The sequence below is a fragment of the Streptomyces sp. NPDC002870 genome, assembly GCF_042888505.1.
Taxonomy (GTDB): domain Bacteria; phylum Actinomycetota; class Actinomycetes; order Streptomycetales; family Streptomycetaceae; genus Streptomyces.
Genome location: NZ_JBIAPW010000004.1, coordinates 205,805 through 228,622 on the forward strand (window position 1 = coordinate 205,805; position 22,818 = coordinate 228,622).

27 protein-coding genes and 3 tRNA genes are annotated in these 22,818 nt (G+C 69.9%); 8 read left to right on the plus strand and 22 right to left on the minus strand.

Going from position 1 to position 22,818, the window contains the following annotated elements:
* Positions 1-57 precede the first annotated feature (57 nt).
* From ACFYWY_RS07590 to ACFYWY_RS07615, 6 genes are all read right to left on the minus strand, one after another.
* Positions 58-669, minus strand: coding sequence for a TetR/AcrR family transcriptional regulator (locus ACFYWY_RS07590; protein WP_389181182.1), 612 nt, complete (start codon positions 667-669; stop codon positions 58-60).
* Between the two features lie 132 nt (positions 670-801).
* Positions 802-1,230, minus strand: coding sequence for a MaoC family dehydratase (locus ACFYWY_RS07595; RefSeq protein ID WP_389181185.1), 429 nt, complete (start codon positions 1,228-1,230; stop codon positions 802-804).
* The gene (locus ACFYWY_RS07600; RefSeq protein WP_389181188.1) at positions 1,230-1,682 is read right to left on the minus strand and encodes a MaoC family dehydratase N-terminal domain-containing protein; all 453 of its coding nucleotides are present in this window, start codon (positions 1,680-1,682) and stop codon (positions 1,230-1,232) included. The genes ACFYWY_RS07595 and ACFYWY_RS07600 overlap by 1 nt, the downstream gene beginning before the upstream one ends.
* Positions 1,683-1,785: 103 nt before the next feature.
* A complete protein-coding gene (gene rpmG / locus ACFYWY_RS07605) occupies positions 1,786-1,950 on the minus strand; it encodes a 50S ribosomal protein L33 (RefSeq protein WP_003956487.1) in 165 nt (54 codons plus the stop codon).
* A gap of 89 nt (positions 1,951-2,039) precedes the next feature.
* Positions 2,040-2,112 (minus strand) — tRNA-Met (locus ACFYWY_RS07610).
* A 46-nt stretch (positions 2,113-2,158) separates the two neighbouring features.
* Positions 2,159-2,231 (minus strand) — tRNA-Thr (locus tag ACFYWY_RS07615).
* 225 nt (positions 2,232-2,456) lie between these two features.
* Here ACFYWY_RS07615 and ACFYWY_RS07620 point away from each other — a divergent pair.
* From ACFYWY_RS07620 to ACFYWY_RS07630, 3 genes are all read left to right on the plus strand, one after another.
* Positions 2,457-3,689: an amidohydrolase family protein gene (locus tag ACFYWY_RS07620; RefSeq protein ID WP_389181191.1), complete on the plus strand. Its 1,233-nt coding sequence runs from the start codon at positions 2,457-2,459 to the stop codon at positions 3,687-3,689.
* A gap of 130 nt (positions 3,690-3,819) precedes the next feature.
* Entirely contained in the window at positions 3,820-4,476 is a 657-nt protein-coding gene (locus ACFYWY_RS07625; RefSeq protein WP_389181194.1) for an SDR family oxidoreductase, read from the plus strand.
* 50 nt (positions 4,477-4,526) lie between these two features.
* A complete protein-coding gene (locus tag ACFYWY_RS07630; RefSeq protein ID WP_389181197.1) occupies positions 4,527-5,024 on the plus strand; it encodes a GyrI-like domain-containing protein in 498 nt (165 codons plus the stop codon).
* Positions 5,025-5,088: 64 nt separating this feature from the next.
* Here the strand turns inward: ACFYWY_RS07630 and ACFYWY_RS07635 are convergent, their stop codons facing one another.
* The gene (locus ACFYWY_RS07635; RefSeq protein WP_389181200.1) at positions 5,089-5,490 is read right to left on the minus strand and encodes an amphi-Trp domain-containing protein; all 402 of its coding nucleotides are present in this window, start codon (positions 5,488-5,490) and stop codon (positions 5,089-5,091) included.
* Positions 5,491-6,160: 670 nt separating this feature from the next.
* On the opposite strand from ACFYWY_RS07635, the gene ACFYWY_RS07640 reads away from it, so the two are divergent.
* On the plus strand, positions 6,161-6,493 hold the full coding sequence (locus tag ACFYWY_RS07640) for a carboxymuconolactone decarboxylase family protein (RefSeq protein ID WP_389181203.1): 333 nt from the start codon (positions 6,161-6,163) through the stop codon (positions 6,491-6,493).
* 391 nt (positions 6,494-6,884) lie between these two features.
* Here the strand turns inward: ACFYWY_RS07640 and ACFYWY_RS07645 are convergent.
* Positions 6,885-6,966 (minus strand) — tRNA-Tyr (locus ACFYWY_RS07645).
* 194 nt (positions 6,967-7,160) lie between these two features.
* Between ACFYWY_RS07645 and ACFYWY_RS07650 the strand changes: the two genes are divergently transcribed.
* The 3 genes from ACFYWY_RS07650 to ACFYWY_RS07660 all read left to right on the plus strand — a co-directional run bounded on the left by ACFYWY_RS07650 (position 7,161) and on the right by ACFYWY_RS07660 (position 9,122).
* Positions 7,161-7,649, plus strand: coding sequence for a YajQ family cyclic di-GMP-binding protein (locus ACFYWY_RS07650; RefSeq protein WP_307661710.1), 489 nt, complete (start codon positions 7,161-7,163; stop codon positions 7,647-7,649).
* A gap of 211 nt (positions 7,650-7,860) precedes the next feature.
* Entirely contained in the window at positions 7,861-8,364 is a 504-nt protein-coding gene (locus tag ACFYWY_RS07655) for a methylated-DNA--[protein]-cysteine S-methyltransferase (RefSeq protein WP_389181207.1), read from the plus strand.
* The gene (locus ACFYWY_RS07660; protein ID WP_389181210.1) at positions 8,361-9,122 is read left to right on the plus strand and encodes an alpha-ketoglutarate-dependent dioxygenase AlkB family protein; all 762 of its coding nucleotides are present in this window, start codon (positions 8,361-8,363) and stop codon (positions 9,120-9,122) included. The genes ACFYWY_RS07655 and ACFYWY_RS07660 overlap by 4 nt, the downstream gene beginning before the upstream one ends.
* 21 nt (positions 9,123-9,143) lie before the next feature.
* Here the strand turns inward: ACFYWY_RS07660 and ACFYWY_RS07665 are convergent, their stop codons facing one another.
* On the minus strand, positions 9,144-9,413 hold the full coding sequence (locus ACFYWY_RS07665; RefSeq protein ID WP_307661712.1) for a GlsB/YeaQ/YmgE family stress response membrane protein: 270 nt from the start codon (positions 9,411-9,413) through the stop codon (positions 9,144-9,146).
* Between the two features lie 86 nt (positions 9,414-9,499).
* Here ACFYWY_RS07665 and ACFYWY_RS07670 point away from each other — a divergent pair, with 86 nt between their 5' ends.
* Positions 9,500-10,768, plus strand: coding sequence for an APC family permease (locus tag ACFYWY_RS07670; RefSeq protein WP_389181214.1), 1,269 nt, complete (start codon positions 9,500-9,502; stop codon positions 10,766-10,768).
* Here the strand turns inward: ACFYWY_RS07670 and ACFYWY_RS07675 are convergent.
* The 13 genes from ACFYWY_RS07675 to ACFYWY_RS07735 all read right to left on the minus strand — a co-directional run bounded on the left by ACFYWY_RS07675 (position 10,765) and on the right by ACFYWY_RS07735 (position 22,747).
* A complete protein-coding gene (locus tag ACFYWY_RS07675; protein ID WP_389181217.1) occupies positions 10,765-11,067 on the minus strand; it encodes a hypothetical protein in 303 nt (100 codons plus the stop codon). The genes ACFYWY_RS07670 and ACFYWY_RS07675 overlap by 4 nt on opposite strands.
* Positions 11,068-11,225: 158 nt before the next feature.
* Positions 11,226-11,618, minus strand: a complete 393-nt coding sequence (locus tag ACFYWY_RS07680; RefSeq protein ID WP_389181220.1) for a YccF domain-containing protein — start codon at positions 11,616-11,618, stop codon at positions 11,226-11,228.
* A complete protein-coding gene (gene htpX, locus ACFYWY_RS07685; protein WP_389181223.1) occupies positions 11,615-12,478 on the minus strand; it encodes a zinc metalloprotease HtpX in 864 nt (287 codons plus the stop codon). Before htpX ends, ACFYWY_RS07680 begins: the two co-directional genes overlap by 4 nt.
* Before the next feature lie 146 nt (positions 12,479-12,624).
* Entirely contained in the window at positions 12,625-14,154 is a 1,530-nt protein-coding gene (locus ACFYWY_RS07690) for an NADH-quinone oxidoreductase subunit N (RefSeq protein ID WP_389181226.1), read from the minus strand.
* On the minus strand, positions 14,151-15,713 hold the full coding sequence (locus tag ACFYWY_RS07695) for an NADH-quinone oxidoreductase subunit M (protein ID WP_389181532.1): 1,563 nt from the start codon (positions 15,711-15,713) through the stop codon (positions 14,151-14,153). The genes ACFYWY_RS07690 and ACFYWY_RS07695 overlap by 4 nt, the downstream gene beginning before the upstream one ends.
* Positions 15,714-15,740: 27 nt before the next feature.
* On the minus strand, positions 15,741-17,747 hold the full coding sequence (locus ACFYWY_RS07700; protein WP_389181229.1) for an NADH-quinone oxidoreductase subunit L: 2,007 nt from the start codon (positions 17,745-17,747) through the stop codon (positions 15,741-15,743).
* The gene (gene nuoK, locus ACFYWY_RS07705; RefSeq protein WP_389181231.1) at positions 17,744-18,115 is read right to left on the minus strand and encodes an NADH-quinone oxidoreductase subunit NuoK; all 372 of its coding nucleotides are present in this window, start codon (positions 18,113-18,115) and stop codon (positions 17,744-17,746) included. The genes ACFYWY_RS07700 and nuoK overlap by 4 nt, the downstream gene beginning before the upstream one ends.
* On the minus strand, positions 18,115-18,747 hold the full coding sequence (locus ACFYWY_RS07710) for an NADH-quinone oxidoreductase subunit J (RefSeq protein ID WP_389181234.1): 633 nt from the start codon (positions 18,745-18,747) through the stop codon (positions 18,115-18,117). The genes nuoK and ACFYWY_RS07710 overlap by 1 nt, the downstream gene beginning before the upstream one ends.
* Positions 18,744-19,385 (minus strand): NuoI/complex I 23 kDa subunit family protein, encoded by a 642-nt coding sequence (locus tag ACFYWY_RS07715; protein WP_389181237.1) that lies wholly within the window; start codon positions 19,383-19,385, stop codon positions 18,744-18,746. Before ACFYWY_RS07715 ends, ACFYWY_RS07710 begins: the two co-directional genes overlap by 4 nt.
* On the minus strand, positions 19,385-20,353 hold the full coding sequence (locus tag ACFYWY_RS07720) for an NADH-quinone oxidoreductase subunit H (protein ID WP_389181240.1): 969 nt from the start codon (positions 20,351-20,353) through the stop codon (positions 19,385-19,387). Before ACFYWY_RS07720 ends, ACFYWY_RS07715 begins: the two co-directional genes overlap by 1 nt.
* Positions 20,350-21,699 carry an NADH-quinone oxidoreductase subunit C gene (locus tag ACFYWY_RS07725; RefSeq protein ID WP_389181243.1) on the minus strand — a complete coding sequence of 450 codons (1,350 nt, stop codon included), beginning with the start codon at positions 21,697-21,699 and terminating at the stop codon, positions 20,350-20,352. The genes ACFYWY_RS07720 and ACFYWY_RS07725 overlap by 4 nt, the downstream gene beginning before the upstream one ends.
* Entirely contained in the window at positions 21,696-22,358 is a 663-nt protein-coding gene (locus ACFYWY_RS07730; RefSeq protein WP_389181246.1) for an NADH-quinone oxidoreductase subunit B, read from the minus strand. Before ACFYWY_RS07730 ends, ACFYWY_RS07725 begins: the two co-directional genes overlap by 4 nt.
* Complete coding sequence (locus ACFYWY_RS07735) at positions 22,349-22,747, minus strand: NADH-quinone oxidoreductase subunit A (RefSeq protein ID WP_389181249.1); 399 nt, start codon at positions 22,745-22,747, stop codon at positions 22,349-22,351. The genes ACFYWY_RS07730 and ACFYWY_RS07735 overlap by 10 nt, the downstream gene beginning before the upstream one ends.
* Positions 22,748-22,818: the final 71 nt, after the last annotated feature.

The following is a 22,818-nucleotide window of genomic DNA, read 5'->3' on the forward strand; positions in this document are numbered from 1 at the left end:
ATTGATGACTAACTTGTACGGGCAGAACTCACCCCGGAAAAGGGGCGGGTGCCGCGACTAGCGCGGAACGTCGGCGCCCGAACCAGCCTGAACGCCTGACGGAACCTTGGCGTCCGACGTGACCCTGATGTCGGACATGTCGAGCCCGGACCACACCCGGTGTTCCTCCGGGAAGCCCAGCGCCACCAGAACGTTGATCAGCATGCCGCAGCCGAGAAAGTCGGTCGCCTGCTTCGAGTCCCCGGCGAACGCGACCTGCGCCTGGTCCCAGACCTCGGCCCAGCCCGCCCTGATCCGTTCACCGAACTCGTGATCCCCGGCCGCATCGGCGGAGGCCACCGCAACATACGTCTGCATCTGCATCAGCAGCTTGTCGCTGTCGTCGATGAGCCGCATGTACGCGGCGGCCATCGCCTCCATCGGCGAACTGTCGGGACGCTGCTCGATGGCGTCGGCAAATGCTTTGGGGGTCTCCTCCAGACAGCGGAGCGCCGCGGCCAGGAACAGCTCCCGCTTGTTCTTGAAGAGACGGAAGAGGTACGGCTGCGATACGCCGACCCGCTTGGCGATCACCTCGGTCGAGGTGCCGTTGTACCCGCCGCGCGCGAATTCACTGATCGCGGCGCGGATGACGCTCTCACGCCGCTCCTCTGCACTCATCCTGGCCATGGAACAAAGTTAGTGTCCAATCACTAATGAAGTCAACGGGTGGCGGCCCCGGGTCGGGAACGAGTAAGGGGCACCCCGCAGAGAGGGGTGCCCCTTACCTTGTCCCATACCTCTACCTTGTCCCGGTACCGCTCAGGCGAGCCGCACGACGGCGCGGGACATACTGAGAACCTTCTCCCCGGCGCACATCGCCGTCAGGTCGACCCGCACCAGGTTGTCGTCCAGCTTCACCGCGACCTTGCCGCTGACCTCGATCAGCGCGCCCTTCTCGTCGTTCGGCACGACGACGGGCTTGGTGAAGCGCACGCCGTACTCAACCACCGCGCCCGGGTCGCCGACCCAGTCGGTCACCACGCGGACCGCCTCGGCCATGGTGAACATGCCGTGCGCGATCACGTCCGGAAGTCCGACCTCCGTGGCGAACTTCTCGTTCCAGTGGATCGGGTTGAAATCGCCCGAGGCGCCCGCGTACTGCACCAGCGCGGCCCGGGTGACGGGGAAGCTCTGAGCCGACAGCTCGGTGCCGACCTCGACGTCCGCGTAGGAGATCTTCGCCGTCATCACGCCTCCTCGGCGGCGCGCGCCACCAGCTTGGTCCACGCGGTCACGACATGCTCGCCGGCCTCGTCGTGCACCTCGCCCCGGATTTCCACGACGTCGTTGCCCGCAAGGGACTTGATGGTCTCGATGGTGGAGGTGACCGTCAGCCGGTCCCCCGCCCGCACCGGCCGCGCGTACGCGAACTTCTGGTCGCGGTGCACCACGCGGTCGTAGTCCAGCCCCAACTGCGGATCCTGAATGACCTGTTCCGCCGCCTTGAAAGTGATCGCAAAGGCGAAAGTCGGCGGAGCGATCACATCGGAGTGGCCGAGCGCCTCGGCGGCTTCCGGGTCGGTGTACGCGGGATTGGCGTCACCGACCGCCTCGGCGAACTCACGGATCTTCTCCCGGCCGACCTCATAGGGCGGGGTGGGCGGATAGGTCCGCCCGACGAAGGACTGGTCGAGCGCCATGGACTGGCTCCCTCCTGATGGATTGACCACAAGCTGATGGATTGACCACTACAAACGACACGAGGCCGCCCCCAGTGGGGACGGCCTCGTATACGAGCCTGATTCAGCGCGTTTCGCGGTGCGCCGTGTGCGAGTTGCAGCGCGGGCAATGCTTCTTCATCTCAAGACGGTCCGGGTTGTTGCGCCGGTTCTTCTTGGTGATGTAGTTCCGCTCCTTGCACTCCACGCAGGCCAGCGTGATCTTCGGGCGGACGTCGGTGGCAGCCACGTGAGTGCTCCTTGGACGGACGGATGGACGGGTGAACGCATAAGAGAGTAGCCGACCGGAGGACCGACCCCACAATCGGCTACTGTGTGTAGCGGTGACCGGACTTGAACCGGTGACACAGCGATTATGAGCCGCTTGCTCTACCGACTGAGCTACACCGCTGCGATACCGGATCCCCTCACCCGGAGGTGAGGATCTCCGACATCAGAGCCCCAATACGGAATCGAACCGTAGACCTTCTCCTTACCATGGAGACGCTCTACCGACTGAGCTATTGGGGCGAGCGATGAAGACATTACACGGTCCGTCGCCGATCGCCCAAATCCGTTTCACGCTCCCCTCGGGGCCTCCACCCCGCCCGTCCCGTACGCCACTCGTGGCCACACCGGTACGACTATTGCGCTCCTCCTCGAAGCGCGCTGCACGCGCCCCTAGGCTCGACCCACGCCGCGTGATCTTGCCCTGCGTCACGCCGCCCGAGCCCCACCGCCCCACCCAGGAGCGCGATGCCCGACAGCCAGCCGCAGCCACCCGACGGCAACACCGCGGACACCACTGCGCTGCTGCTCTGCGGCGCCCGGCTGACGGACGGCCGCACCGTCGACGTACGGCTCAGTGGCGGCCGCATCGAGGCTGTCGGCACTGCGGGCAGCCTCACCCCGCGCTCCACCCGAGTGGATCTCAGCGGCTATCTGCTGCTCCCCGCCCCCGCCGAGCCGCACGCCCACGGCGACACCGCTCTCACCGCCGACTCCCCCGGGCCCGTCTCGTACGACACTGAGGACGTCCAGCGGCGTACCACCGAGGCCGCGCTGCTGCAGCTCGGGCACGGGGCGACGGCGGTGCGCTCGCACGTACGGATCGGGGATGTGCAGGGGCTCGGCCCGCTGGAGGCGGTCCTGCAGGCACGGCGCTCACTGCGCGGGCTCGCCGATCTGTCGGCGGTGGCGGTGCCCCGGCTGCTGACGGGCGTCGCGGGGGCGGACGGTCTGGCGATGCTGCGGGACGCGGTGAAGATGGGCGCTGGGGTAGTGGGCGGATGCCCGGACGCCGACCCGGATCCGACCGGGTACGCGGAAGCGGTGCTGGAGGTCGCGGCCGAGCACGGCTGCCCGGTCGATCTGCACACACACGGTGACGACCCGGCGCGGCTCGCACGGCTGGCGGCGATGGCGGGTGGGCTGCGGTCCGGGGTTGTGATCGGGCCGTGCGCGGGGCTCGCCCGCTTGCCCCGCGAGCTGGCCGCAAGGGCCGCGGACCAGCTCGCGGCGGCCGGCGTGACGGTGGTCTGCGTGCCGCAGGGCGGCTGCGGGGCGGTGGAACTCCGGGGCAACGCGCCGGTGCGACTGCTGCGCGCGGCCGGGGTACGGGTCGCGGCGGGCAGCGGGGCGCTGCGGGACGTGTCGAATCCGGTGGGGCGCGGCGATCCGCTGGAAGCCGCGTATCTGCTGGCCTCGCAGGGCGGGATGCGGGCGAAGGACGCGTACGGGTCGGTGGCCGGGGCGGCGCGGGAGGCGATGGGACTGCCCGAGGTGCGGGTGGAGGCCGGTTTCCCGGCGGAGTTGCTGGCGGTGCGTGGCGAGCGGATCTCGGGGGTGCTGTCTCTGGCGTACAGCCGGATCGTGATCCATCGCGGGCGGGTGGTGGCGCGTACGAGCGCGGTACGCGAGTACTGCGACTCGGCGGTCGCGGTGGCGCTGGAACTGCCGCGGCAGGGGCGCGCGGATCCGGGGCCTTGAGCCCGGGCCCGTGAGCTGTGCGCCCCCGCCTTGAGCTTTGAGCCCGGGCCGTCAGCTTTGAGCCACGCCCTGGCCGGGGAACGCGTCAGTCCCTGAGCGGGGTCCGTGCTTCGGACGTACCGTCGTAGTCATGCGCATTGTCATCGCTGGAGGACACGGCCAGATCGCACTCCGTCTCGAGCGGCTGCTCTCGGCGGGCGGACACGAGGTCGTAGGCATCATCCGCAAACCTGAACAGGCCGCCGGCCTGCGCGAAGCCGGAGCCGAACCGGTCGTGCTCGACCTCGAGTCGGCCTCGGTCGAGGAGGTCACCGCGGTGCTGCAGGGCGCCGGCGCGGCGGTCTTCGCGGCGGGCGCGGGCCCTGGCAGCGGCGTCGCCCGCAAGGAGACAGTCGACCGCGGCGCCGCAGTGCTCTTCGCGGACGCGGCGGAACGGGCAGGCGTACGGCGGTACATCGTGGTGTCGTCGATGGGCGCCGACGCACACCACCCCGGTGACGGGGAGTTCGACGCCTATCTGCGGGCGAAGGGGGCTGCGGACGACCACGTACGGTCGAGGCCGGGCCTCGACTGGACGATTCTGCGGCCGGGCGCGCTGACGAACGACGCGGGAACAGGTCTCGTACAACTGAAGGCTTCGACGGGGCGTGGGATGGTGCCACGCGACGATGTGGCGGCGGTGCTCGCCGAGTTGGTGGAGATGTCGGCCACGGCCGGACTGACGCTGGAGCTGATCAGCGGATCGGTGCCGGTGACCGTCGCGGTGAAGGACGTCGCAGGAAACTGACCCGATGAGTTTCCGCTCTCCGTACGGTCCTTGATGTCATGAGGGAACACATGCCTGAGATTCAGCCCGCGGTCGTGGAACGCGGGGAGCAGTTGTACGCCTTCGTCCGCGGGTCCGTCCGGATGGACGCCTTCGCCACGATCGCGGACCGGTTGCCGGAGCTCATCGGCTGGCTGACCGGCCGCGGGGCGGAGTTCGCCGGCGCGCCCTTCTTCCGCTTCAACAGCATCGACATGGACGGGGAGTCGGAGGTCGAGGCCGGCATGCCCGTCGTGTCCATGCCGGAGCCCGAGGGGGACATCGGGATGGCCGTGCTGCCCGCGGGTCGCTATGTGACGGTCACCCATGCCGGCCATCCCGACCAGCTGTTCGGGGTGGTCACGGCTGTTCGGGAGTGGGCCGAGCGGGAGGGGCTGGAGTGGGACATGACGGTGGTCGACGGCGTTGAGCGCTGGGCGTGCCGACTGGAGTCGTATCTGACCGACCCGCGGGTGGAGCCGGACATGTCCAAGTGGGAGGTCGAGCTGGCCTTCCGGCTGGCGGACTGAGGTCGAGGACCTGCCGGCCTGCCGTGGCGCGCGGCGGTGGCCGGCCCGAGGGCCTTGGCGCGGCTCAGGGCGTTTTGGGGGCGGACCGCTTCGCGTTCTTGCTCCTGTTGGTGCCGCTGTTGCTCCGCCCGGGCTTGGCGGGCGCGCTGTTGCTCCGCCCGGGCTTGGCGGGCGCGCTCTTCCGCCTCCTCGGGGCCCCTTCTGTGCCTGCCCCCGCCTGCGATGGCGCCGTCCGGGTGGGTGTGGTCGGCCACTTGAACTCGATCTCCAGCTCGATCTCCCCGTTACCGACCTCGACCTCCATCTCGCTACGAAGGTCGTCGGGGATCCGCAGGCTCAGCTTCCCGGGGCCGAGTTCCAGTTCGGCATCCCCGCCCTGCCTCAGCGCGGCCGCGAGCGCCGTGAGCTGATCAGCCGCCTCAAGGCGTGACAGCGAGCGCTTCTGCTCAAACTTGAGGTCCTTCATGGGCTGTCTCCGATCCGGCAGAAACAGTAGATAGCGTCAAGTCTGATGCCACGCCCTGGATCGGACATCCTCATGGCCGGGTGAAGAACCAGAACGACCGACGACCGGTCCGGGTGCCGTCCGACCTGCCCGGGAGAGCTTTGCATCCCGCTCTCGTGGGGGCGCTGGTGACCCGCCGGTGTGCGTCCACGGTCGGGGGGCCCGGGAGCGGCTCGCGGAGCTCGCACCAGCCGGCAAGGCTTGGGAGGACGCAACCGCGGGCGGCGATGCGGTCGCCGTCACCCAGGTGGACGCTGGAGTCGACGCCCCCGCCATCGGGACGTGGCCTTCCGGGGTAAACCATGTCGCAGTCCGGTCGGGCGCGGGTGGCGGATCAGCCGTTTCCCCATCAGGTCGGCCGCGGCCGAGGCCTCGGTCTTCTCCGGGATCGTTTGCCGGCCGGACAGTCCTGGCCGGGGTACCCATCGGCCGGGTGCCTGCCGCTGGCCGACGGGCGTTGCGCTCGCGAGCATGCTCGCCGCCACCCACCTGCCTCCCCCTCGGACGCCCCCTGGACAGGCAATCCGCGGGAAACGGACTTACGGTCGATCCGTAGACACTGCACCGAGATGCGGAGCCCTGCTACCGCCCGCTGATTCCCCGTCACGACACCAACAGGAGACGACCCACCATGGCCACAGCATCTGAAACCCCGGTACTGGACACCCTCGCCGCGATGACGGTCGACTCGATTGAGCGGTGCGGGCTGGCCCCGGACATGTTCATGCTCACCCGCATCGCGGCCCTCGCCGCCTCGGACGCTCCGCCGATCTCCTACGTCGCCCACATCGACCCCGCCCTCCAGGCCGGCCTGACCGCCGACCAGCTGCAGGATGTCCTGGTCGCCATCGCCCCCATCGTGGGCACAGCCCGCGTCATGACGGCAGCCGGCAACATTGCCAAGGCACTCGGCATCGCGATCGCCGTCGCAGACGCAGAGGCAGAAGCCCAGGGCGGCCGGTAGAGACGTCGCCCGAGGTCTGGAGCCACCAGCCGCCCCGGCATCGATGATCGGCGCGGCCGTCAGCTGAACAGGACATGGCGCCATCCCGTGCCGCCGCTCAGACAGCTGCTCTCAATTCCTCCCAGGCCACCGCAGAAGCCGGGCGACAGGCTGCCGCGCCAGGATCGAGCAAGGACGGCGTCGATCCACCCCTGGGACGACACAGCGCCCCGTTACCGGACGCCTGCGTTGGCCCGCGTATGACCCGCACGTGCTGGTCAGAGCCCAGATCCAGGCGAAACAGACTGAGCAAGCCACCCAGTTTCGATTCCACTTGAAAGATCGCTCCGCAGCAACGAGAAGACCCCCGTCGCCCTGCGTTTCCGCAGGTTAACAGGGGTCTCGCATCGCGTGGCGGCGCCAGGATTCGAACCTGGGTAGGCAGAGCCGACGGATTTACAGTCCGTTCCCATTGGCCACTCGGGCACACCGCCATGGGATGTCGCCGCGAGAGTGTCCGCTGTGGGGCGGTGCTCCGTGGCAACGACGTAAACGATACCCGATGCCCAGGGGTGCTCCGCCACCGGATTGATCAGCCTCGGGGCGGGTGCGGGTGGCTAGGCTTGCGGCAGCGGCCGGGAGACTTCCGGCCGCGTCTCCACGCACCCGATACAAGGAGCCACAGGACATGGCCGACTCCAGTTTCGACATCGTCTCGAAGGTCGAGCGGCAGGAGGTCGACAACGCCCTCAACCAGGCCGCGAAGGAGATCTCTCAGCGCTACGACTTCAAGAACGTCGGGGCTTCGATCGCCTGGTCCGGCGAGAAGATTCTTATGCAGGCGAACTCCGAGGAGCGGGTCGCCGCCATCCTCGACGTCTTCCAGTCCAAGCTGGTCAAGCGCGGGATCTCGCTGAAGGCGCTGGACGCGGGCGAGCCGCAGCTGTCCGGCAAGGAGTACAAGATCTTCGCCTCGATCGAGGAGGGCATCTCCCAGGAGAACGCGAAGAAGGTCGCGAAGATCATCCGCGACGAGGGCCCGAAGGGCGTCAAGGCGCAGGTCCAGGGCGAGGAGCTGCGGGTCAGCTCGAAGAGCCGGGACGACCTGCAGGCCGTGCAGGCGCTGTTGAAGGGGCAGGACTTCGACTTCGCGCTGCAGTTCGTGAACTACCGCTGATTCGGGCGGGCGCTCCGGGCGGACCGGGGGTGGGACCGCCTCGGCCGCCCCGCCCCCGCCCCGTGTCGGCGGGCCGTCGACACGACGTCCGATATCCGCCAGCTTCGGCGGAGTGGAGGTCGCAGACTCGTAGGCGTACGGCGCAGGAAGTACCGCACTGGAGCACGGCGCGGAACCGGCGCAGGACACGCAGCGAGGAGAGGAACAAGCCATGACGGTCTACACGATCATCGACAGCCCGCTGGGCGAAGTGCTGCTGGTCGGCGAGGAGTCCACCACCGCGAGGGGCGGCACCGCGCTCGCGTCGCTGTCGCTGCCGGACCAGAAGGGCGCGGCCGTCGTCCGGGACGGCTGGCGGCGCACCCCGGCGGCCTTCGAGGAGATCGGGAGTCAGCTGACCTCGTACTTCGATGGCCGGCTGACGCACTTCGAGATCGAGTACGCCGGCGGTGGGACCGAGTTCCAGCGGCGGGTGTGGCGGGCGCTGGAGGAGATTCCGTACGGGGCGACGGCGACGTACGGAGAGATCGCCGAGCGGGTCGGCACCTCCGCCGTGGGAGTGCGGGCCGTGGGCACCGCGATCGGGCGCAATCCGCTGCTCGTCGTCCGGCCCTGCCACCGGGTGATCGGGTCGGACGGCGCCCTTCGGGGTTACGCGGGCGGCCTGGAGCGCAAGGCGCGGCTCCTCGGGCTCGAGGGCGCGCTGGCGTCGTGAGCGGCGAGGCACTGTTCCCGAGGGAGCGGGCGGTGGTCGCCCCGGGAGCGGTGCATGTACCCGGGTGGCTGCCGGTCGAGCGACAGCGGGAACTGGTCGAAGTCTGCCGCGGCTGGGCGCGGGGTCCTGTGCCGATCCGCCACACCGTGCTGCCGGGCGGTGGCGTGATGTCGGTACAGACGGTGTGCGTGGGCTGGCACTGGCAGCCGTACCGGTACAGCCGCACCGCGGACGATGTGAACGACGCTCGGGTCGCCGAATTCCCCGACTGGCTGGTGGAGTTGGGGCGTGCGGCGCTGGCCGCGGCGTACGAGGTGGGCGTCGGCACGGATGGGGCAGAGGTGACAGCGGCCGGGGCTGGGTCTGCCGGGGGCGGGGCCGGGTCTGGGGCTGGGGCTGGGGTCGGGGGCGGGGTCGGGGCCGATCGGGGCTACAGGCCCGACACCGCGCTGATCAACTTCTACGACGGCGCGGCGCGGATGGGGATGCACCAGGACAAGGAGGAGCGGTCCGGTGCGCCGGTGGTGTCGCTGAGCATCGGCGACACCTGTGTCTTCCGGTTCGGGAACACCGAGACACGGGGGCGGCCATACACCGATGTGGAGCTGGCGTCCGGGGACCTGTTCGCCTTCGGAGGGCCCTCGCGCTTCGCCTACCACGGGGTGCCGAAGGTGTACCCCGGCACGGCCGACCCGGCGACGGGGATGAGCAGCGGGCGGCTGAACATCACCCTGCGCGAGACCGGGCTGCCGGGCTGAGCAGTCCCGCAGACTGGGCGGCTAGCGCGAGCGCGAGTGGCCGAACAGGATCCGATAGATGATCAGCAGCACGAGCGAGCCTCCGATGGCCGCTGCCCAGGTGGCCCCGTCGTAGAACTCGTTGGTGATCGGCCGGTCCAGGTAGCGTGCCGATATCCAGCCGCCGATGAACGCGCCTGCGACGCCTATGAGCGTCGTGCCGATCAGGCCGCCCGGGTCGCGGCCCGGGAGCAGAATTTTGGCTATGGCCCCGGCGAGCAGCCCGAGAATGATCCAGCTGATGATGCCCATGCCGTGAACCTGCCTTTCGTACGGTGTTGAACTTAAGGACGACGGTGGGACGGGGCCCGGTTGCGGAGATCAGTAGGGTGCGGCGCATGACACAGGAACTCCGGCGGTCCCTGGGACTCTTCGACGCCGTTGTGATCGGGCTCGGGTCGATGGTCGGGGCGGGCATCTTCGTGGCACTGGGCCCGGCGGCCAGGGCAGCCGGATCGGGGCTGCTGCTGGGACTGGCGCTGGCCGCGGTGGTCGCGTACTGCAACGCCATGTCGTCGGCGCGGCTCGCCGCCCGCTATCCGGCGTCCGGCGGGACCTATGTGTACGGGCGGGAGCGGCTCGGCGAGTTCTGGGGGTATCTGGCGGGCTGGGCGTTCGTCGTGGGCAAGACCGCGTCGTGCGCGGCGATGGCGCTGACGGTCGGGGCGTACGCGTGGCCGGAGCAGGCGCACGCGGTGGCGGTCGCCGCAGTGGTGGCGCTGACTGCCGTGAACTACGGGGGCGTTCAGAAGTCAGCGTGGCTTACACGGGCGATCGTGGCGGCGGTGCTGGCGGTCCTCGCTGCGGTCGTGGTGGTCTCCCTCGGGTCGGGCTCGGCGGACTTCGGGCGGTTGGATGTCGGCGCGGACGCCACGGTGGACGGGGTGCTCCAGGCGGCGGGGCTGCTGTTCTTCGCGTTCGCGGGGTACGCGCGGATCGCCACGCTGGGCGAGGAGGTGCGGGATCCGGCACGTACGATCCCGCGCGCCGTCCCGCTGGCGCTGGGCATCGCGCTGGTGGTCTATGCGTGTGTCGCGGTCTCGGTCCTCTCTGTGCTGGGAGCCGGGGAGTTGGGCAGGGCGACGGCTCCGCTCGCCGATGCCGTTCGAGCGGCGGACGCGCAGTGGCTGGCGCCTGTGGTGCAGGTGGGCGCCGCGGTGGCGGCGCTCGGGTCATTGCTCGCGCTGATCCTCGGGGTCTCCAGGACGACGCTGGCGATGGCCCGGGACGGCCATCTGCCGGGTGCACTGGCCGCCGTGCACCCTCGATTCCAGGTGCCGCACCGCGCGGAGCTGGCTGTGGGGGCGGTCGTCGCGGTGGTGGCCGCGACAGTGGATGTGCGTGGGGCGATCGGCTTCTCGTCGTTCGGGGTGCTGGTGTACTACGCAATTGCCAACGTCTCGGCGTGGACGCTGAGTTCCGATTCGGATCGGGATACGCCCGTTCGAGTGGCGAAGTCTCGAGCGATGACGGTCCGGGTCACGGCGGGCTGCGGGCTGGTTGGCTGTCTGGTGCTGGCTTTCGCGCTGCCGGCGCTGTCGGTGGCCGCGGGTGCGGCCGTACTGGCCGTGGGAGTGGTGGTGCACGCGGTACGGCGGCGGCGCTAGGTGCATTGCCCAGGAAGCCGCACGGGCCGGTCCGGATCCGTCCGGCCCGACGCGCGGTTGGCGAGGTGCCGCTCGACGGCGGAGTGCGCCGGCAGCAACCCGTACTCCGGGCCGAAGCCGCCATCGGCTATCCGCGTGTAGAGACCGGCCAGCAGCGGTGGCAGGGCGAAGCCGAGCGCCGTCTCGACGCGGGCCACGGCGGCGCGGTCCGCCCGTGCGGGGAGCGAGCTGCCGTCCCCCTGCTCGGGGTTGTGCGCGGCGGCGGCTACCCGCTCCAGCAACTGCTCGGTCTCGGTCATGTGTTCATGGTGAACCACGGCACTGACAATCAGGTCAGGACGACCTCGATGCCGTGCAGGCCCTCGGCGTCGTGGCACAGAGCCCACACGAGCGGGTACTCCGGTTCGTTTACGTCGTACTCGATCAGTGCGTACCGCAGCAGCTGCACTAACGCGGCCTACCGCGCGGCGAAGGGCTGGTCCGTGGGGACGATCTCCTTGCCGAAGGGCAGCAGGGAGACCGGGATCAGCTTGAAGTTGGCGATGCCCAGTGGGATGCCGATGATCGTGACGCACAAGGCGATGCCGGTGAAGATGTGGCCGAGCACCAGCCACCAACCGGCGAGGACCAGCCACAGCACGTTGCCGACGCAGGACGGTGCGCCCGCGTCGCGGCGGTCGACCACGGTGTAACCGAAGGGCCAGAGGGCGTAGACGCCGATCCGGAACGCGGCCAGGCCGAACGGGATGCCGATGATGGTGATACAGAGCAGCAGGCCCGCGAGCATGTAGCCGAGGAACATCCAGAACCCGCACAGGATGAGCCAGATGACGTTCAGGATTGTCTTCATGGGCGGCGACCTGCCATCTGCTCGAGTCGGGCGATGCGTTCCGCCATGGGCGGGTGTGTCGAGAACATCTTGGAGAGGCCCGGGCCTGGCCGGAAGGGATTCGCGATCATCATATGGCTCGCGGTCTCCAAGCGCGGCTCGGGCGGCAGTGGCAGCTGTTTCGTACCGGCGTCGAGCTTGCGCAGGGCACTGGCGAGGGCAAGCGGGTCGCCGGTGAGCTGGGCGCCCGAGGCGTCTGCCTCGTACTCACGCGAACGGCTGACGGCCAGCTGGATCACGGAGGCGGCCAGCGGGCCCAGAATCATGATCAGCAGCATGCCGAGGAGACCGGGGCCCTCGTCGTCGTCGGAGCGGCCTATGGGGATCAGCCAGGCGAAGTTCACCAGGAACATCACCACGGAGGCGAGGGCGCCCGCGACCGAGGAAATCAGGATGTCGCGGTTGTAGACATGGCTGAGCTCGTGGCCGAGGACGCCACGCAGCTCCCGCTCGTCGAGGATCTGCAGGATCCCTTCGGTGCAGCACACTGCGGCGTTGCGCGGGTTGCGGCCGGTCGCGAAGGCATTGGGGGCCTGGGTCGGTGAGATGTAGAGGCTGGGCATGGGCTGCCGGGCGGCGGTGGAGAGCTCACGGACGATGCGGTAGAGCGCGGGAGCCTCGAATTCGCTGACCGGGCGGGCGCGCATGGCCCGCAGCGCCAGCTTGTCGCTGTTCCAGTAGGCGTACGCATTGGTGCCGAGCGCCACGACGAGCGCTATGAGCAGGCCCGTGCGACCGAAGAAGCTGCCGATGACGAGGATGAGGGCGGACAGTCCCCCGAGGAGCACGGCGGTCTTCAGCCTGTTGTGCCGGCGGTGCACGGTACGCCCTCCAAGTGGTGCGGCAGGGGAACCCTTTGCGTGGTCGTCTCCACTCTCAAGTGGACCCTTCTGTACTGGTCAACGCCAGGCGAAGGTGGCTAGTTCCCTTGTGCCGTCGGCCTCGGAGTGGGCCGTTGGAGTGGTGCTCAGAACAGACTGCTCGCCGCGACGCGGAGCACCAGCTGGGGGTAGCCGGAGAGTACGACGCCGACGACGGCGGTCACGACGATGGCCAGGGTGACCGGAGCGGGGGCGCGCTTTCTGACCGGCTGGACTCCATCGGCGCCCTCCTCGGCGCCCGCCGGGGCGCGGAAGAGGACCGCCGTCCACTGCAGGTAGTAGTACAGGGCGATCACGACATTGATGCCCATGACGACCGCCAGCCAGCCCAGGCCCGCGTCGACGGCCGAGGAGAAGACGGTCACCTTGGCGAACAGGCCGATGATGCCCGGCGGCAGACCGGCCAGGCAGAGCAGGAAGAAGCCCATCGCGAGGGCGGTGAGCGGGCGGGTGGCGTAGAGGCCGCGGTAGTCGGAGATCCGGTTGAGCGGGTGCGTACGGGCGACGAGCGCCGCCACCGCGAAGGCCCCCAGGTTCACGACCGCGTACATGAGGGCGTACGCGACGGTGGCGCCGATCTGGTCGTCGCTGGAGTACGCGGCGGCCGCGATCGGCACCAGGAGGTAGCCGGCCTGCGCCACGGAGGACCACGCAAGGAGGCGTACCGCGCTCCACGCGCGCGTGGCCGACTGGCGCAGCGCCGCGACATTGCCCGCAGTCATGGTCAGACCGGCCAGGACGGCGATCGCCGGGCCCCAGACGTTCGCGTATCCCGGGAAGGCGATGACGGTCACCAGGATGAGGCCGGAGAAACCGACCGCCTTTCCGACGACGGAGAGGTACGCGGCGACGGGCAGCGGTGCGCCCACATAGGTGTCGGGGACCCAGAAGTGGAAGGGGACCGCGGCCGTCTTGAACGCGAAGCCCACGAGAGTCAGCGCCACGCCCACCTTGGCGAGGGTGTCGAGCTGGCCGGAGACCTTGTCGAGGTCGGCGGCGATCTGGGTGAGGTGGAGGGTGCCCGTCGTGGCGTACACGAAGCTGACGCCGAGCAGCATCACGGCGGTAGCGGCGACCGAGGAGAGGAAGAACTTCAGGGCTGCTTCGCTGGAGAGCCGGTCGCCACGCCTGAGGCCGACGAGCGCGAACGCGGGCAGCGATGCGACCTCGAGGGCGACGACGAGGGTGGCCAGGTCGCGCGAGGCCGGCAGCAGGGCCGCGCCGGCCGCGGAGGAGAGCAGCAGGAACCAGAATTCCCCTGCCGGGAGCTGCTTGCGGGTCTCGTGGAGCGAGAGCAGAGCAGTGAGCAGCGCGCCTCCGAGCACCAGCAGCTGGATCACCAGGGTGAAGTGATCGGCGGTGTAGCTGCAGGCGCCGACGTCCGTCGTGAGGCAGAAAGTCTCGCGGTTGCCCTTGCGCAGCGGCACCAGGGTGATGAGCGCGGCCACGAGGCCGGCGATCGCCACGGCGCCCAGCAGCCGCTTGCGCTCCTCAGGTACGAACAGATCAGCGACCAGCACGATCAGGGCGACCACCGCGGTGATGGTGGGCGGCGCGATCGTGAGCCAGTCGACGGACTGGACGAGGCTGGTGACGCTGTCGGCTGCCACGGTCACGAATTGCCTCCTGCGAGGAGCTTCTGCACGGCCGGGTCAGTGAGGCCGAGGAGGACCGCGGGCCACAGTCCGGCGAGCACGGTGAGTGCGACGAGCGGGGTCCAGGCGGCGAATTCGTACGTCTGGACGTCGGCGAACGGTTTCGCGTCCTGCTGCTCCTCCTGCCGCAGCGCGCCCATGCAGACGCGGCGCACGACGATGAGGAGGTACGCGGCGGTGAGCAGGGTGCCGAAGCCGGCGATGGCCATGAAGGTGAGGAAGGCGGGGCGGCTCAGGCCCTCGGCGGGGTCGAACGCGCCGAACAGCGCCAGCATCTCGCCCCAGAATCCGGCGAGGCCGGGCAGGCCGAGGGAGGCGACGGCGGCGAAGGCGAGGAGGCCGCCGAGGCGGGGGGCGCGGCCGTAGAGGGCCGCTCCGGTGGCGCCGGCGAGGGTGTCGAGGTCGGCGGTGCCGTAGCGGTCCTTGAGTGCTCCGACCAGGAAGAAGAGCAGGCCGGTGATGAGGCCGTGGGCGATGTTGGCGAAGAGCGCGCCGTTCACGCCGGTGGGTGTCATCGTCGCGATGCCGAGCAGTACGAAGCCCATGTGGCCGACGGAGGAGTAAGCGATCAGGCGCTTGAGGTCGCCGCCCGCGCCCTGCTTGGCGAGGGCGAGGCAGGCGAGGGATCCGTAGATGATGCCGGCGACGGCGAAGGCGGCGAGGTACGGCGCGAAGGTCTGCATGCCGTCCGGCGTGATGGGCAGCACGATGCGGACAAACCCGTACGTACCCATCTTCAGCAGTACGCCGGCGAGGAGGACGGAGCCGACGGTCGGAGCGGCGGTGTGCGCGTCCGGGAGCCAGCTGTGCAGCGGCCACATCGGAGTCTTCACAGCCAGCCCGAGACCGATCGCCAGAACGGCGATGACCTGCACTGATGTGGTCAGCCCACGGCCGTTGTCAGTGGCGAGTGCCACCATGTCGAATGTGCCGGTCTTCAGCCCGATCAGCAGCAGGCCGAGCAGCATGACGACCGAGCCGAGCAGCGTGTAGAGGATGAACTTCCAGGCGGCGGCCTGCCGCGCCTCACCGCCCCAGCGGGCGATGAGGAAGTACATCGGGATGAGAACGATCTCGAAGGCCAGGAAGAAGAGCAGCAGGTCGAGGACGGCGAAGGTCGCGAGGGTCCCGGATTCGAGGACGAGCAGCAGTGCGACGAAGGCCTTCGGGGAAGGGCCCGCGGGCATCTTGAAGTAGCTGTACAGCGCGCACAGGAAGGTCAGCAGCGCCGTAAGGACCAGGAGGGGGAGGGAAATGCCGTCGATGCCGAGGTGGATCCGCACATCGAGTGCCGCGATCCAGCTGATGTCCGTCGTGGCCTGCATCTTCGACGGGTGGTCGTGGTCGAAGCCGAGGGCCAGCACGATCGCCGCGGCGAGGATCGCGCCGGTGACGGTCATGCCGTGCCGCAGGACCGCCTGGTCCGGGCTCTTTCCGCGCAGCCCGGGCGGGGCGGGCAGCAGCGCCGCGGCGGCCCCGACGAGCGGGCCGACGACGATGAACGCGAGAAGGAACTGCATCACGGACTCGCTGATATCGATCACGGCTCACGATCCGGCGTTGACGTTGGATAGGACGACGGCGGCGATCGCCAGGACGACGGAGCCGGCGAGCAGCGCGCTGAGGTAGGTCTGCACATTGCCGGTCTGGGCGCGGCGGACGGCCGCGCCGAGCCAGCGGGCTCCGGTGCCCGATCCGCTTACGTACGTTTCCACGACCTCCCGGTCGAGGAAGCTGACCAGCTGGGCGGCGGCCCGGACGGGCCGTACGAACAGCGCGGAGTAGACAGCGTCGAGGTGGAACCCGGCCGCGGCGTGGCGGTGGAGCGGGCCGAGCAGCAGTCGGCCGGGATCCGCAGGGTCGGGGGCTGCCGCGATGTCCCCGTACGCGGGGACGTGGGCGGCGATGGCCTCGGCCTCGACGACCGACGGCGGCGCTTCCGGATGGGCGGCGACGGCGCCCATGGGGATGCGGGCGGCGTCCGTGCGGTACCGGATGGCGCGCCACGTGCCGTAGGTGATCAGTCCGCCGACGAGCGCGACCCCCGTGCCGAGGACGCCGGTGGTGACGGTCGGGGTGAGGCTGTGGCCGTCGAACCAGTCGTCGAGGTAGCCGACGGTCAGGCCGAAGGCCAGAGAGGGGATGGCGAGCGCCCAGAGCACGGCGTTCATGACGATCGGCTCGCGGCCGTGGTGCGGGGCTTCGGCTCCGCGGCCACGGAAGGCGAGCAGCCAGAGGCGGATCGCGTACGCGGCGGTGAGCAGGGCGGTGAGCAGACCGGAGACCAGCACCGTCCAGCCCGCGGCGGCCGGTGCGAAGTCGGATTCGCCGAGCGCAGTGTGCTCGGCGGCCACGAGGACGGCTTCCTTGGAGAAGAAGCCGGCGAAGGGAGGAATCGCGGCCAGCGCGAGCAGGGCGACCGTCATCGTCCAGTACGCGTCGGGCACGCGCTTCGCGAGGCCGCTCATCCGGGACATGGCGGCGAGCGAGTTGGTGCCGGCGGCGTGGATGATCACGCCGGCGGCGAGGAAGAGCAGGGCCTTGAACGCGCCGTGCGACAGGAGGTGGAAGACGGCCGCGCCCCGGTCCCCGACGGCCAGGGCGCCCGACATATAGCCGAGCTGTCCGATGGTCGAGTAGGCGAGGACGCGCTTGATGTCGTCCTGGGCGAGTGCGGCGAGCCCCGAGCCGACCATGGTGACGGCGGCCATCACGGCGAGGACGGTGAGCGCTGCGGCGGAGGCGGCGAAGACGGGGAGGAGCCGGGCCACGAAGTAGATGCCGGCCGCGACCATCGTCGCGGCGTGGATCAGCGCGGAGACGGGGGTGGGGCCCGCCATCGCGTCGGGCAGCCAGGTGTGCAGCGGGAACTGCGCCGACTTGCCCGCCACGCCCGCGAGGAGGAGCAGTGCGATCAGTGTGGGGTGCTCGATCCCGCCGGCCGCGACGGAGCCGAGGATCCCGGTGATCCGGAACGTGCCGGCGTCGGCGGCGAGCGCGAACAGACCGAACAGAAAGGGGACATCGCCGAGCTTGGTGACCAGGAAGGCCTTGAGGGAGGCGGCGCGCGCCTCGGGCGTTTCCCAGTAGTGGCCGACGAGGAAGTACGAGCAGATGCCCATGATCTCCCAGCCGACCAGCAGCACCATCAGGTCGCCGGAGTAGACGACGAGCAGCATCGCGGAGGTGAAGAGGGAGACGAGAGCCGCGTACGAGGGGTAGCGCGGGTCGTCGCGCAGATAGCCCGTCGAGTAGGTCTGCACGCAGGTCGCGACGAAGCCGACCAGGACGGCGACGAGTACCGCGAAGCCGTCGAGGTGCAGGGCGAGTTCGATGGGGACCGACCCGGTGGGGGTCAGCTGGGTCGAGGAGTCGATCGCCTTCCCGCCGCCCTGGCGTACGGCGACGAGCACGGCGATGACGGCCGCGGCGAGAGTCGGCAGGACGGCAAGGGGCCGTACGAAACCGGGGGCGGTGCGGCCGAGCAGCAGTCCGGCCGCGGCGCCCAGAAACGGAAGGAGGGGAACGAGGACGGCGAGGGTCGTGGTGGTCACGCGGTGGCCTCGGCCTTCTGCGCCGGGGCGGTCGCGTCAGTGGCGTCGGGGATGCCGTCGGGACCCTCGGCGGTGTCACGGAGTCTGTCGACGTCCGAGGTTCCGCGGTTGCGGTAGACCATCAGGACGATCGCCAGGCCGATGCCGATCTCCGCGGCGGCGATGGCGATGGTGAAGAGAGTGAGCGCCTGGCCGGCGTGCAGGGTGTCGCGCAGCCAGATGTCGAAGGCTACGAGGTTGAGGTTGACCGCGTTGAGCATCAGCTCGACGGACATCAGGACCAGGATCGCGTTGCGGCGTGCGAGCACTCCGTACAGCCCGACGCAGAAAAGGAGGACGGCGAGCACGGCGGGATAGACGAGGTGCATCAGCTCTTCCCCTCGGGATCCTTGGCAGCGTTGGCGTCCTTGGCGTCCTTGGCAGCGTTGGTCGCCTTGACGTTCCTGGCGTCCTTGGCGTCCTCGGCGTCCTTGCGGGACAGGACGATCGCCCCGACCAGGGCGGCGAGCAGCAGTACGGACAGCGCCTCGAAAGGCAGCACCCAGTGCCGGAAGAGGATCTCGCCGGACACCTGTGTGGAGCCCTGGGCAGGTCCGTCCAGGTCGATCCAGGTCGTACGGAACGCGTCGACGACCACCCAGACCAGGGCTCCAGCGGCGGCGACGGCCACGGCGAGGGCGACCCAGCGGTTGCCGGAGTCGGCGTCCGGGGAGCGGCCGATGGGGGCCTTGGTGAGCATCAGCCCGAAGAGAAGGAGGACGACCACGGAACCGACGTAGATCAGGACCTGCACCCAGGCGATGAACTCGGCCGTCAGCAGGAGGTATTCGACGGCGAGGCCGCCGAGCGCCACGACCAGCCAGAGGGCGGCGTGCACCAGTTGCTTGGTCCTGACGGTTATGGCGGCCGCGCCGAGAGTGGCGATGCCGACGAGGAGGAAGGCGATCTCGACACCGGTCGGGGAGAGGAAGCCGTGCGCCTCGGCTGCGGCGAGCATCATGCCGGTCCTCCCTCGCCGGAGCGGGGCGTGGCGTCGTCTGCCGGACCCGCGGGCGGCGCGGCGGCGTCACCCGGGCCGGCCTGGCCCGCAGGGGGCTCCGTAGTGGCGTCCGCCTGCGCGGCCGCGAGCTTCTCGGCCGCCTTGCGGGCCGCGGCGAGTTCCTTCGGCTCCTCGGCGCCCGGGTCGAGCGCGGGCGGCGCGGGCACCGTCCACATCCATTCGCGGAGCTTGTCGCGCTCATGGGTGAGCTCGCGGATGTCCGTCTCCGCGTACTCGAACTCCGGCGACCAGAACAGCGCGTCGAAAGGACAGACCTCGATGCAGATACCGCAGTACATGCAGAGCGCGAAGTCGATGGCGAACCGGTCGAGAACGTTGCGGCTGCGCTCGCGGCCGCCGGGGGCGGGAGCCGGGACGGTCTCCTTGTGGGAGTCGATGTAGATGCACCAGTCGGGGCACTCACGGGCGCAGAGCATGCAGACCGTGCAGTTCTCCTCGAACAGGCCGATCACGCCGCGAGTGCGGGGCGGGAGTTCGGGCTGGGCGTCCGGGTACTGCTGAGTGACCGTCTTCTTCGTCATCGTCCGCAAGGTGACGGCGAGGCCCTTCGCGAGCCCGGAGCCGGGGATCGGAGGCATTACTGGATCACCACCTTCACGATGCCGGTGAGCGCGATCTGGGCGAGGGCGAGCGGGACGAGGGTCGTCCAGGCGAGCTTCTGCAGCTGGTCCTCGCGCATCCGCGGATACGTCACGCGCAGCCAGATGACGATGAAGGCGAGCACGGCCGTCTTGAGCAGGGTCCAGACCCAGCCGAGACCCTCGGCCCCGAACGGGCCGTGCCAGCCCCCCAGGAAGAGGACGGTGGTCAGACCGCACAGGACGACGATGCCCGCGTACTCGGCGAGCAGGAACAGCGCGAAACGCAGGCCGGTGTACTCGGTGTACGCGCCGAAGATGATCTCGGAGTCGGCGACCGGCATGTCGAAGGGCGGGCGCTGGAGTTCGGCGAGGCCCGCCACGAAGAAGACCAGGGCGCCGACGATCTGCCAGGGCAGCCACCACCACTCGAAGGCGTTCAGGATGCCGGGCAGCGAGACCGTCCCGGCCGCCATGGCGACGGAGGCGGCGGCGAGCAGCATCGGCAGCTCGTACGCGAGCAGCTGCGCGGCGGTGCGCAGACCGCCGAGGAGGGAGAACTTGTTGGCCGAAGCCCAGCCCGCCATGAGCGAGCCGAGCACCCCGACGGCCATCACGGCGAGTACGAAGAAGATGCCGGCGTCGACGACCTGGCCGACCGCGCTCTCGCTCGGGCCGATCGGGATCGCGACCAGCACGAGGAGGTACGGGAGGAGGGCCACGGCCGGGGCGAGCTGGAAGATACGGCGGTCGGCGCCCGCCGGAACCACGTCCTCCTTCTGCGCGAACTTCACGCCGTCCGCGACGAGCTGGGCCCAGCCGTGGAAGCCGCCCGCGTACATCGGGCCGAGGCGGCCCTGCATATGGGCCATCACCTTGTGCTCGGTCTGCCCGATGACGAGAGGGAGTACAAGGAATACGGCGAAGACGACGACCAGCCGGAAGGCGACGTCGAGAGCATCGTTCACGCGTCTCCTCCGGAGGATTCGGTCGGCTCGCCGTCGGGTCCTTCGGCGGGCCCGGTCTTCGGCCGAGGGGTGGTTGGTATGTCCGTGGGTGCGCCGTCGGGTGTATCGGCGTCGGCGTTCTTCTTGGTGTTCTTCTCAGTGTTCTTCTCGGTGTCCGTGTCCGTGTCGGTGTCGGCGTCGTCGAACGCCGGGCGCGCGTGGTGCCACGGAGCGTCGGCGCTACGGGTTCGCGCCGGCGAAGCCGGGGTTTCCGGGGCTTCCGGGGCTTCTTCGGTCTCCGTGGGCTCCTGCGCGGGAGGCTCAGCCGGGGCGTGGGCCTCCGGTCGTTGGCTCGCCGAGCCCGCGCCTGCGCTGCGGGAGCGCCGCGGCCCGGCCGGCCCGGACCCCTCCAGGGCCGATCCCTCCCGGGCCGATGCGTCCTGCGCCGGGGCTGATGCGTCCGGCACCGGGGCCGCCGGTGCCTCCGGCGCAGCGGCAGCCTCCTCGCGCTGCGTCGCGGAGCCCTCGGTCGCGCTACGCCCCCGCCCCGGCCGGGCCTCGCGAACCTCCGGTGCCTCGCGAACCTCCGGTGCCTCGGAAGCCTTCGGTGCCTCGGAAGCCTTCGGTGTCTCGGGCGTCGCCGCCCCCGCCACCGCACCCGGTGCCTCCGTCGCCTCAGTGGCCTGCGACGCCGAGCCTTCCGACACACTCCGAGCACGGCGCGGCGGGCGGTCGCCCGTCGCTCCGGCCGCGCCCCGGGCCGCCCTTGCCGGGCGGGCGGGGGCCGGGGGGAGCTGGCCCTTGAGGGGGCCCCATTCGTTCGGGTCGGGGACGCCGGGCGGGAGCATCTGGCGGCGCTTCGGGCCGCCGTGCTCCGACTCCCCCGGCTCCTTCGCGCCCGGCCAGGCCTTGACGACCCGGGCGGCAAGCACGAAGTCCTTGCGCAGCGGGTGGCCTTCGAAGCCGTCCGGCAGGAGCAGCGGGACGAGGTGCGGGTGATCGGTGAAGGTGACGCCGAACATCTCGTAGGTCTCGCGCTCGTGCCAGCCCGCGCCCGCGTAGATCTCGACGGCGGAGGGAAGTACGGGAGCCTCGTGGGGAACTGTCGTACGCACCAACAGCCGGCGGACCCGCCCCTGTCCCAGGGCGACCACGTGCGCGCAGACCCGGAAGCCTGTGCCCGGTTCGTCGACCGCGCTCAGCCAGTCGAAATAGGTGCAGCCCAGCTTGTCGCGGGCGGTCTCGAGCGCGGCGATCCAGGAGCCGACGGGGACGTCGACCGTGAGCAGGTCGTACGTCCGCTCGGCCGTGGCCTCCTCGCCGAAGATCTCGGCCGCGGCGTCCGGAAGACGGTCGTACGCGTTCATACGCCGCCCTCCCCCTGGGTCGGCGGCAGCACCAGGCCGCTCTGCAGTGCGGCTGCGGAGGGCGATGCGGAGTGCGGTGCCGAGTTCGAGTATCGCTCGCCGAGCGACTCCCGCGCGATCTTCTCCTGGAGCTTCAGAATGCCCTGGAGCAGCGCCTCGGGCCGCGGCGGGCAGCCCGGCACATACACATCGACGGGGATGATCTGGTCGACGCCCTTGGTCACGGAGTACGAGTCCCAGTACGGGCCGCCGCAGTTGGAGCAGGCGCCGAAGGAGATGACGTACTTGGGCTCGGGCATCTGCTCGTACAGGCGCTTCACCGCCGGGGCCATCTTGTCCGTCACCGTGCCGGAGACGACCATCAGGTCCGCCTGGCGCGGGCCGGGCGCGAAGGGGATCACGCCGAGGCGGATGAAGTCATGGCGTGCCATGGAGGCCGCGATGAACTCGATCGCGCAGCAGGCGAGCCCGAAATTGAAGACCCAGAGGCTGTAGCGGCGGCCCCAGTTGAGGACCACCTTCATCGGCTCCGGGGCCAGGCGCGACAGAACGCCCAGGCGCTTCGGCTCCGGCAGCAGCTGAGGCTGGGCCCCGGGCTGCGCCCCCGACTGCGCCCCGAGCTGTGCTCCGGACTGGGCCTCGGGCTGGGTCACGTCCATGTCAGGACGCCCTTCTTGTATGCGTAAAGCAGTCCCACGGCCAGGAAGCCGAGGAAGATGAACATCTCCACGAGCGTCGTCGCGCCGTACCCCGCGGCGGCGAAGACCGTCGCCCATGGGAAGAGGAAGATCGAGTCGACGGCGAAGATCACGTACAGGAACGCGTAGACGTAATAGCGGACCTGGGTGTGCGCCCAGCCCTCGCCGACGGGGTCCACTCCGCATTCGTACGTCAGCAGCTTCTCCGGCGTGGGCACCACGGGCCGCAGCAGCCGGCCTGCCCCGAAGGCGACGGCGACGAACAGCACGCCGATCACCGCAAGCAGTCCGACGACCGAATAACTCTCGAAATAGTCCGCCGCGAGCACGGCCACGGTCGGTTCCGGCACGTCCGCCCCTCGCTCCCTGACCTCGTTGTCGATAGGTCCGACCAGATGCGTCGCTTTGATCGCCGTGGTCG

What these genes read in the sequence shown, in the direction of transcription:
- ACFYWY_RS07715 (WP_389181237.1), bottom strand. Translation starts at nt 19,385, where the DNA reads ATGCCTCCGATCCCCGGCTCCGGGCTCGCGAAGGGCCTCGCCGTCACC.
- ACFYWY_RS07650 (WP_307661710.1), top strand. Translation starts at nt 7,161, where the DNA reads ATGGCCGACTCCAGTTTCGACATCGTCTCGAAGGTCGAGCGGCAGGAG.
- ACFYWY_RS07635 (WP_389181200.1), bottom strand. Translation starts at nt 5,490, where the DNA reads ATGAAGGACCTCAAGTTTGAGCAGAAGCGCTCGCTGTCACGCCTTGAG.
- ACFYWY_RS07695 (WP_389181532.1), bottom strand. Translation starts at nt 15,713, where the DNA reads ATGCAGTTCCTTCTCGCGTTCATCGTCGTCGGCCCGCTCGTCGGGGCC.
- ACFYWY_RS07600 (WP_389181188.1), bottom strand. Translation starts at nt 1,682, where the DNA reads ATGGCGCTCGACCAGTCCTTCGTCGGGCGGACCTATCCGCCCACCCCG.
- ACFYWY_RS07675 (WP_389181217.1), bottom strand. Translation starts at nt 11,067, where the DNA reads ATGACCGAGACCGAGCAGTTGCTGGAGCGGGTAGCCGCCGCCGCGCAC.
- nuoK (WP_389181231.1), bottom strand. Translation starts at nt 18,115, where the DNA reads ATGCACCTCGTCTATCCCGCCGTGCTCGCCGTCCTCCTTTTCTGCGTC.
- ACFYWY_RS07590 (WP_389181182.1), bottom strand. Translation starts at nt 669, where the DNA reads ATGGCCAGGATGAGTGCAGAGGAGCGGCGTGAGAGCGTCATCCGCGCC.
- ACFYWY_RS07630 (WP_389181197.1), top strand. Translation starts at nt 4,527, where the DNA reads ATGCCTGAGATTCAGCCCGCGGTCGTGGAACGCGGGGAGCAGTTGTAC.
- ACFYWY_RS07670 (WP_389181214.1), top strand. Translation starts at nt 9,500, where the DNA reads ATGACACAGGAACTCCGGCGGTCCCTGGGACTCTTCGACGCCGTTGTG.
- ACFYWY_RS07595 (WP_389181185.1), bottom strand. Translation starts at nt 1,230, where the DNA reads ATGACGGCGAAGATCTCCTACGCGGACGTCGAGGTCGGCACCGAGCTG.
- ACFYWY_RS07710 (WP_389181234.1), bottom strand. Translation starts at nt 18,747, where the DNA reads ATGATGCTCGCCGCAGCCGAGGCGCACGGCTTCCTCTCCCCGACCGGT.
- ACFYWY_RS07640 (WP_389181203.1), top strand. Translation starts at nt 6,161, where the DNA reads ATGGCCACAGCATCTGAAACCCCGGTACTGGACACCCTCGCCGCGATG.
- ACFYWY_RS07730 (WP_389181246.1), bottom strand. Translation starts at nt 22,358, where the DNA reads ATGGACGTGACCCAGCCCGAGGCCCAGTCCGGAGCACAGCTCGGGGCG.
- ACFYWY_RS07665 (WP_307661712.1), bottom strand. Translation starts at nt 9,413, where the DNA reads ATGGGCATCATCAGCTGGATCATTCTCGGGCTGCTCGCCGGGGCCATA.
- ACFYWY_RS07625 (WP_389181194.1), top strand. Translation starts at nt 3,820, where the DNA reads ATGCGCATTGTCATCGCTGGAGGACACGGCCAGATCGCACTCCGTCTC.
- ACFYWY_RS07655 (WP_389181207.1), top strand. Translation starts at nt 7,861, where the DNA reads ATGACGGTCTACACGATCATCGACAGCCCGCTGGGCGAAGTGCTGCTG.
- ACFYWY_RS07725 (WP_389181243.1), bottom strand. Translation starts at nt 21,699, where the DNA reads ATGAACGCGTACGACCGTCTTCCGGACGCCGCGGCCGAGATCTTCGGC.
- ACFYWY_RS07680 (WP_389181220.1), bottom strand. Translation starts at nt 11,618, where the DNA reads ATGAAGACAATCCTGAACGTCATCTGGCTCATCCTGTGCGGGTTCTGG.
- ACFYWY_RS07620 (WP_389181191.1), top strand. Translation starts at nt 2,457, where the DNA reads ATGCCCGACAGCCAGCCGCAGCCACCCGACGGCAACACCGCGGACACC.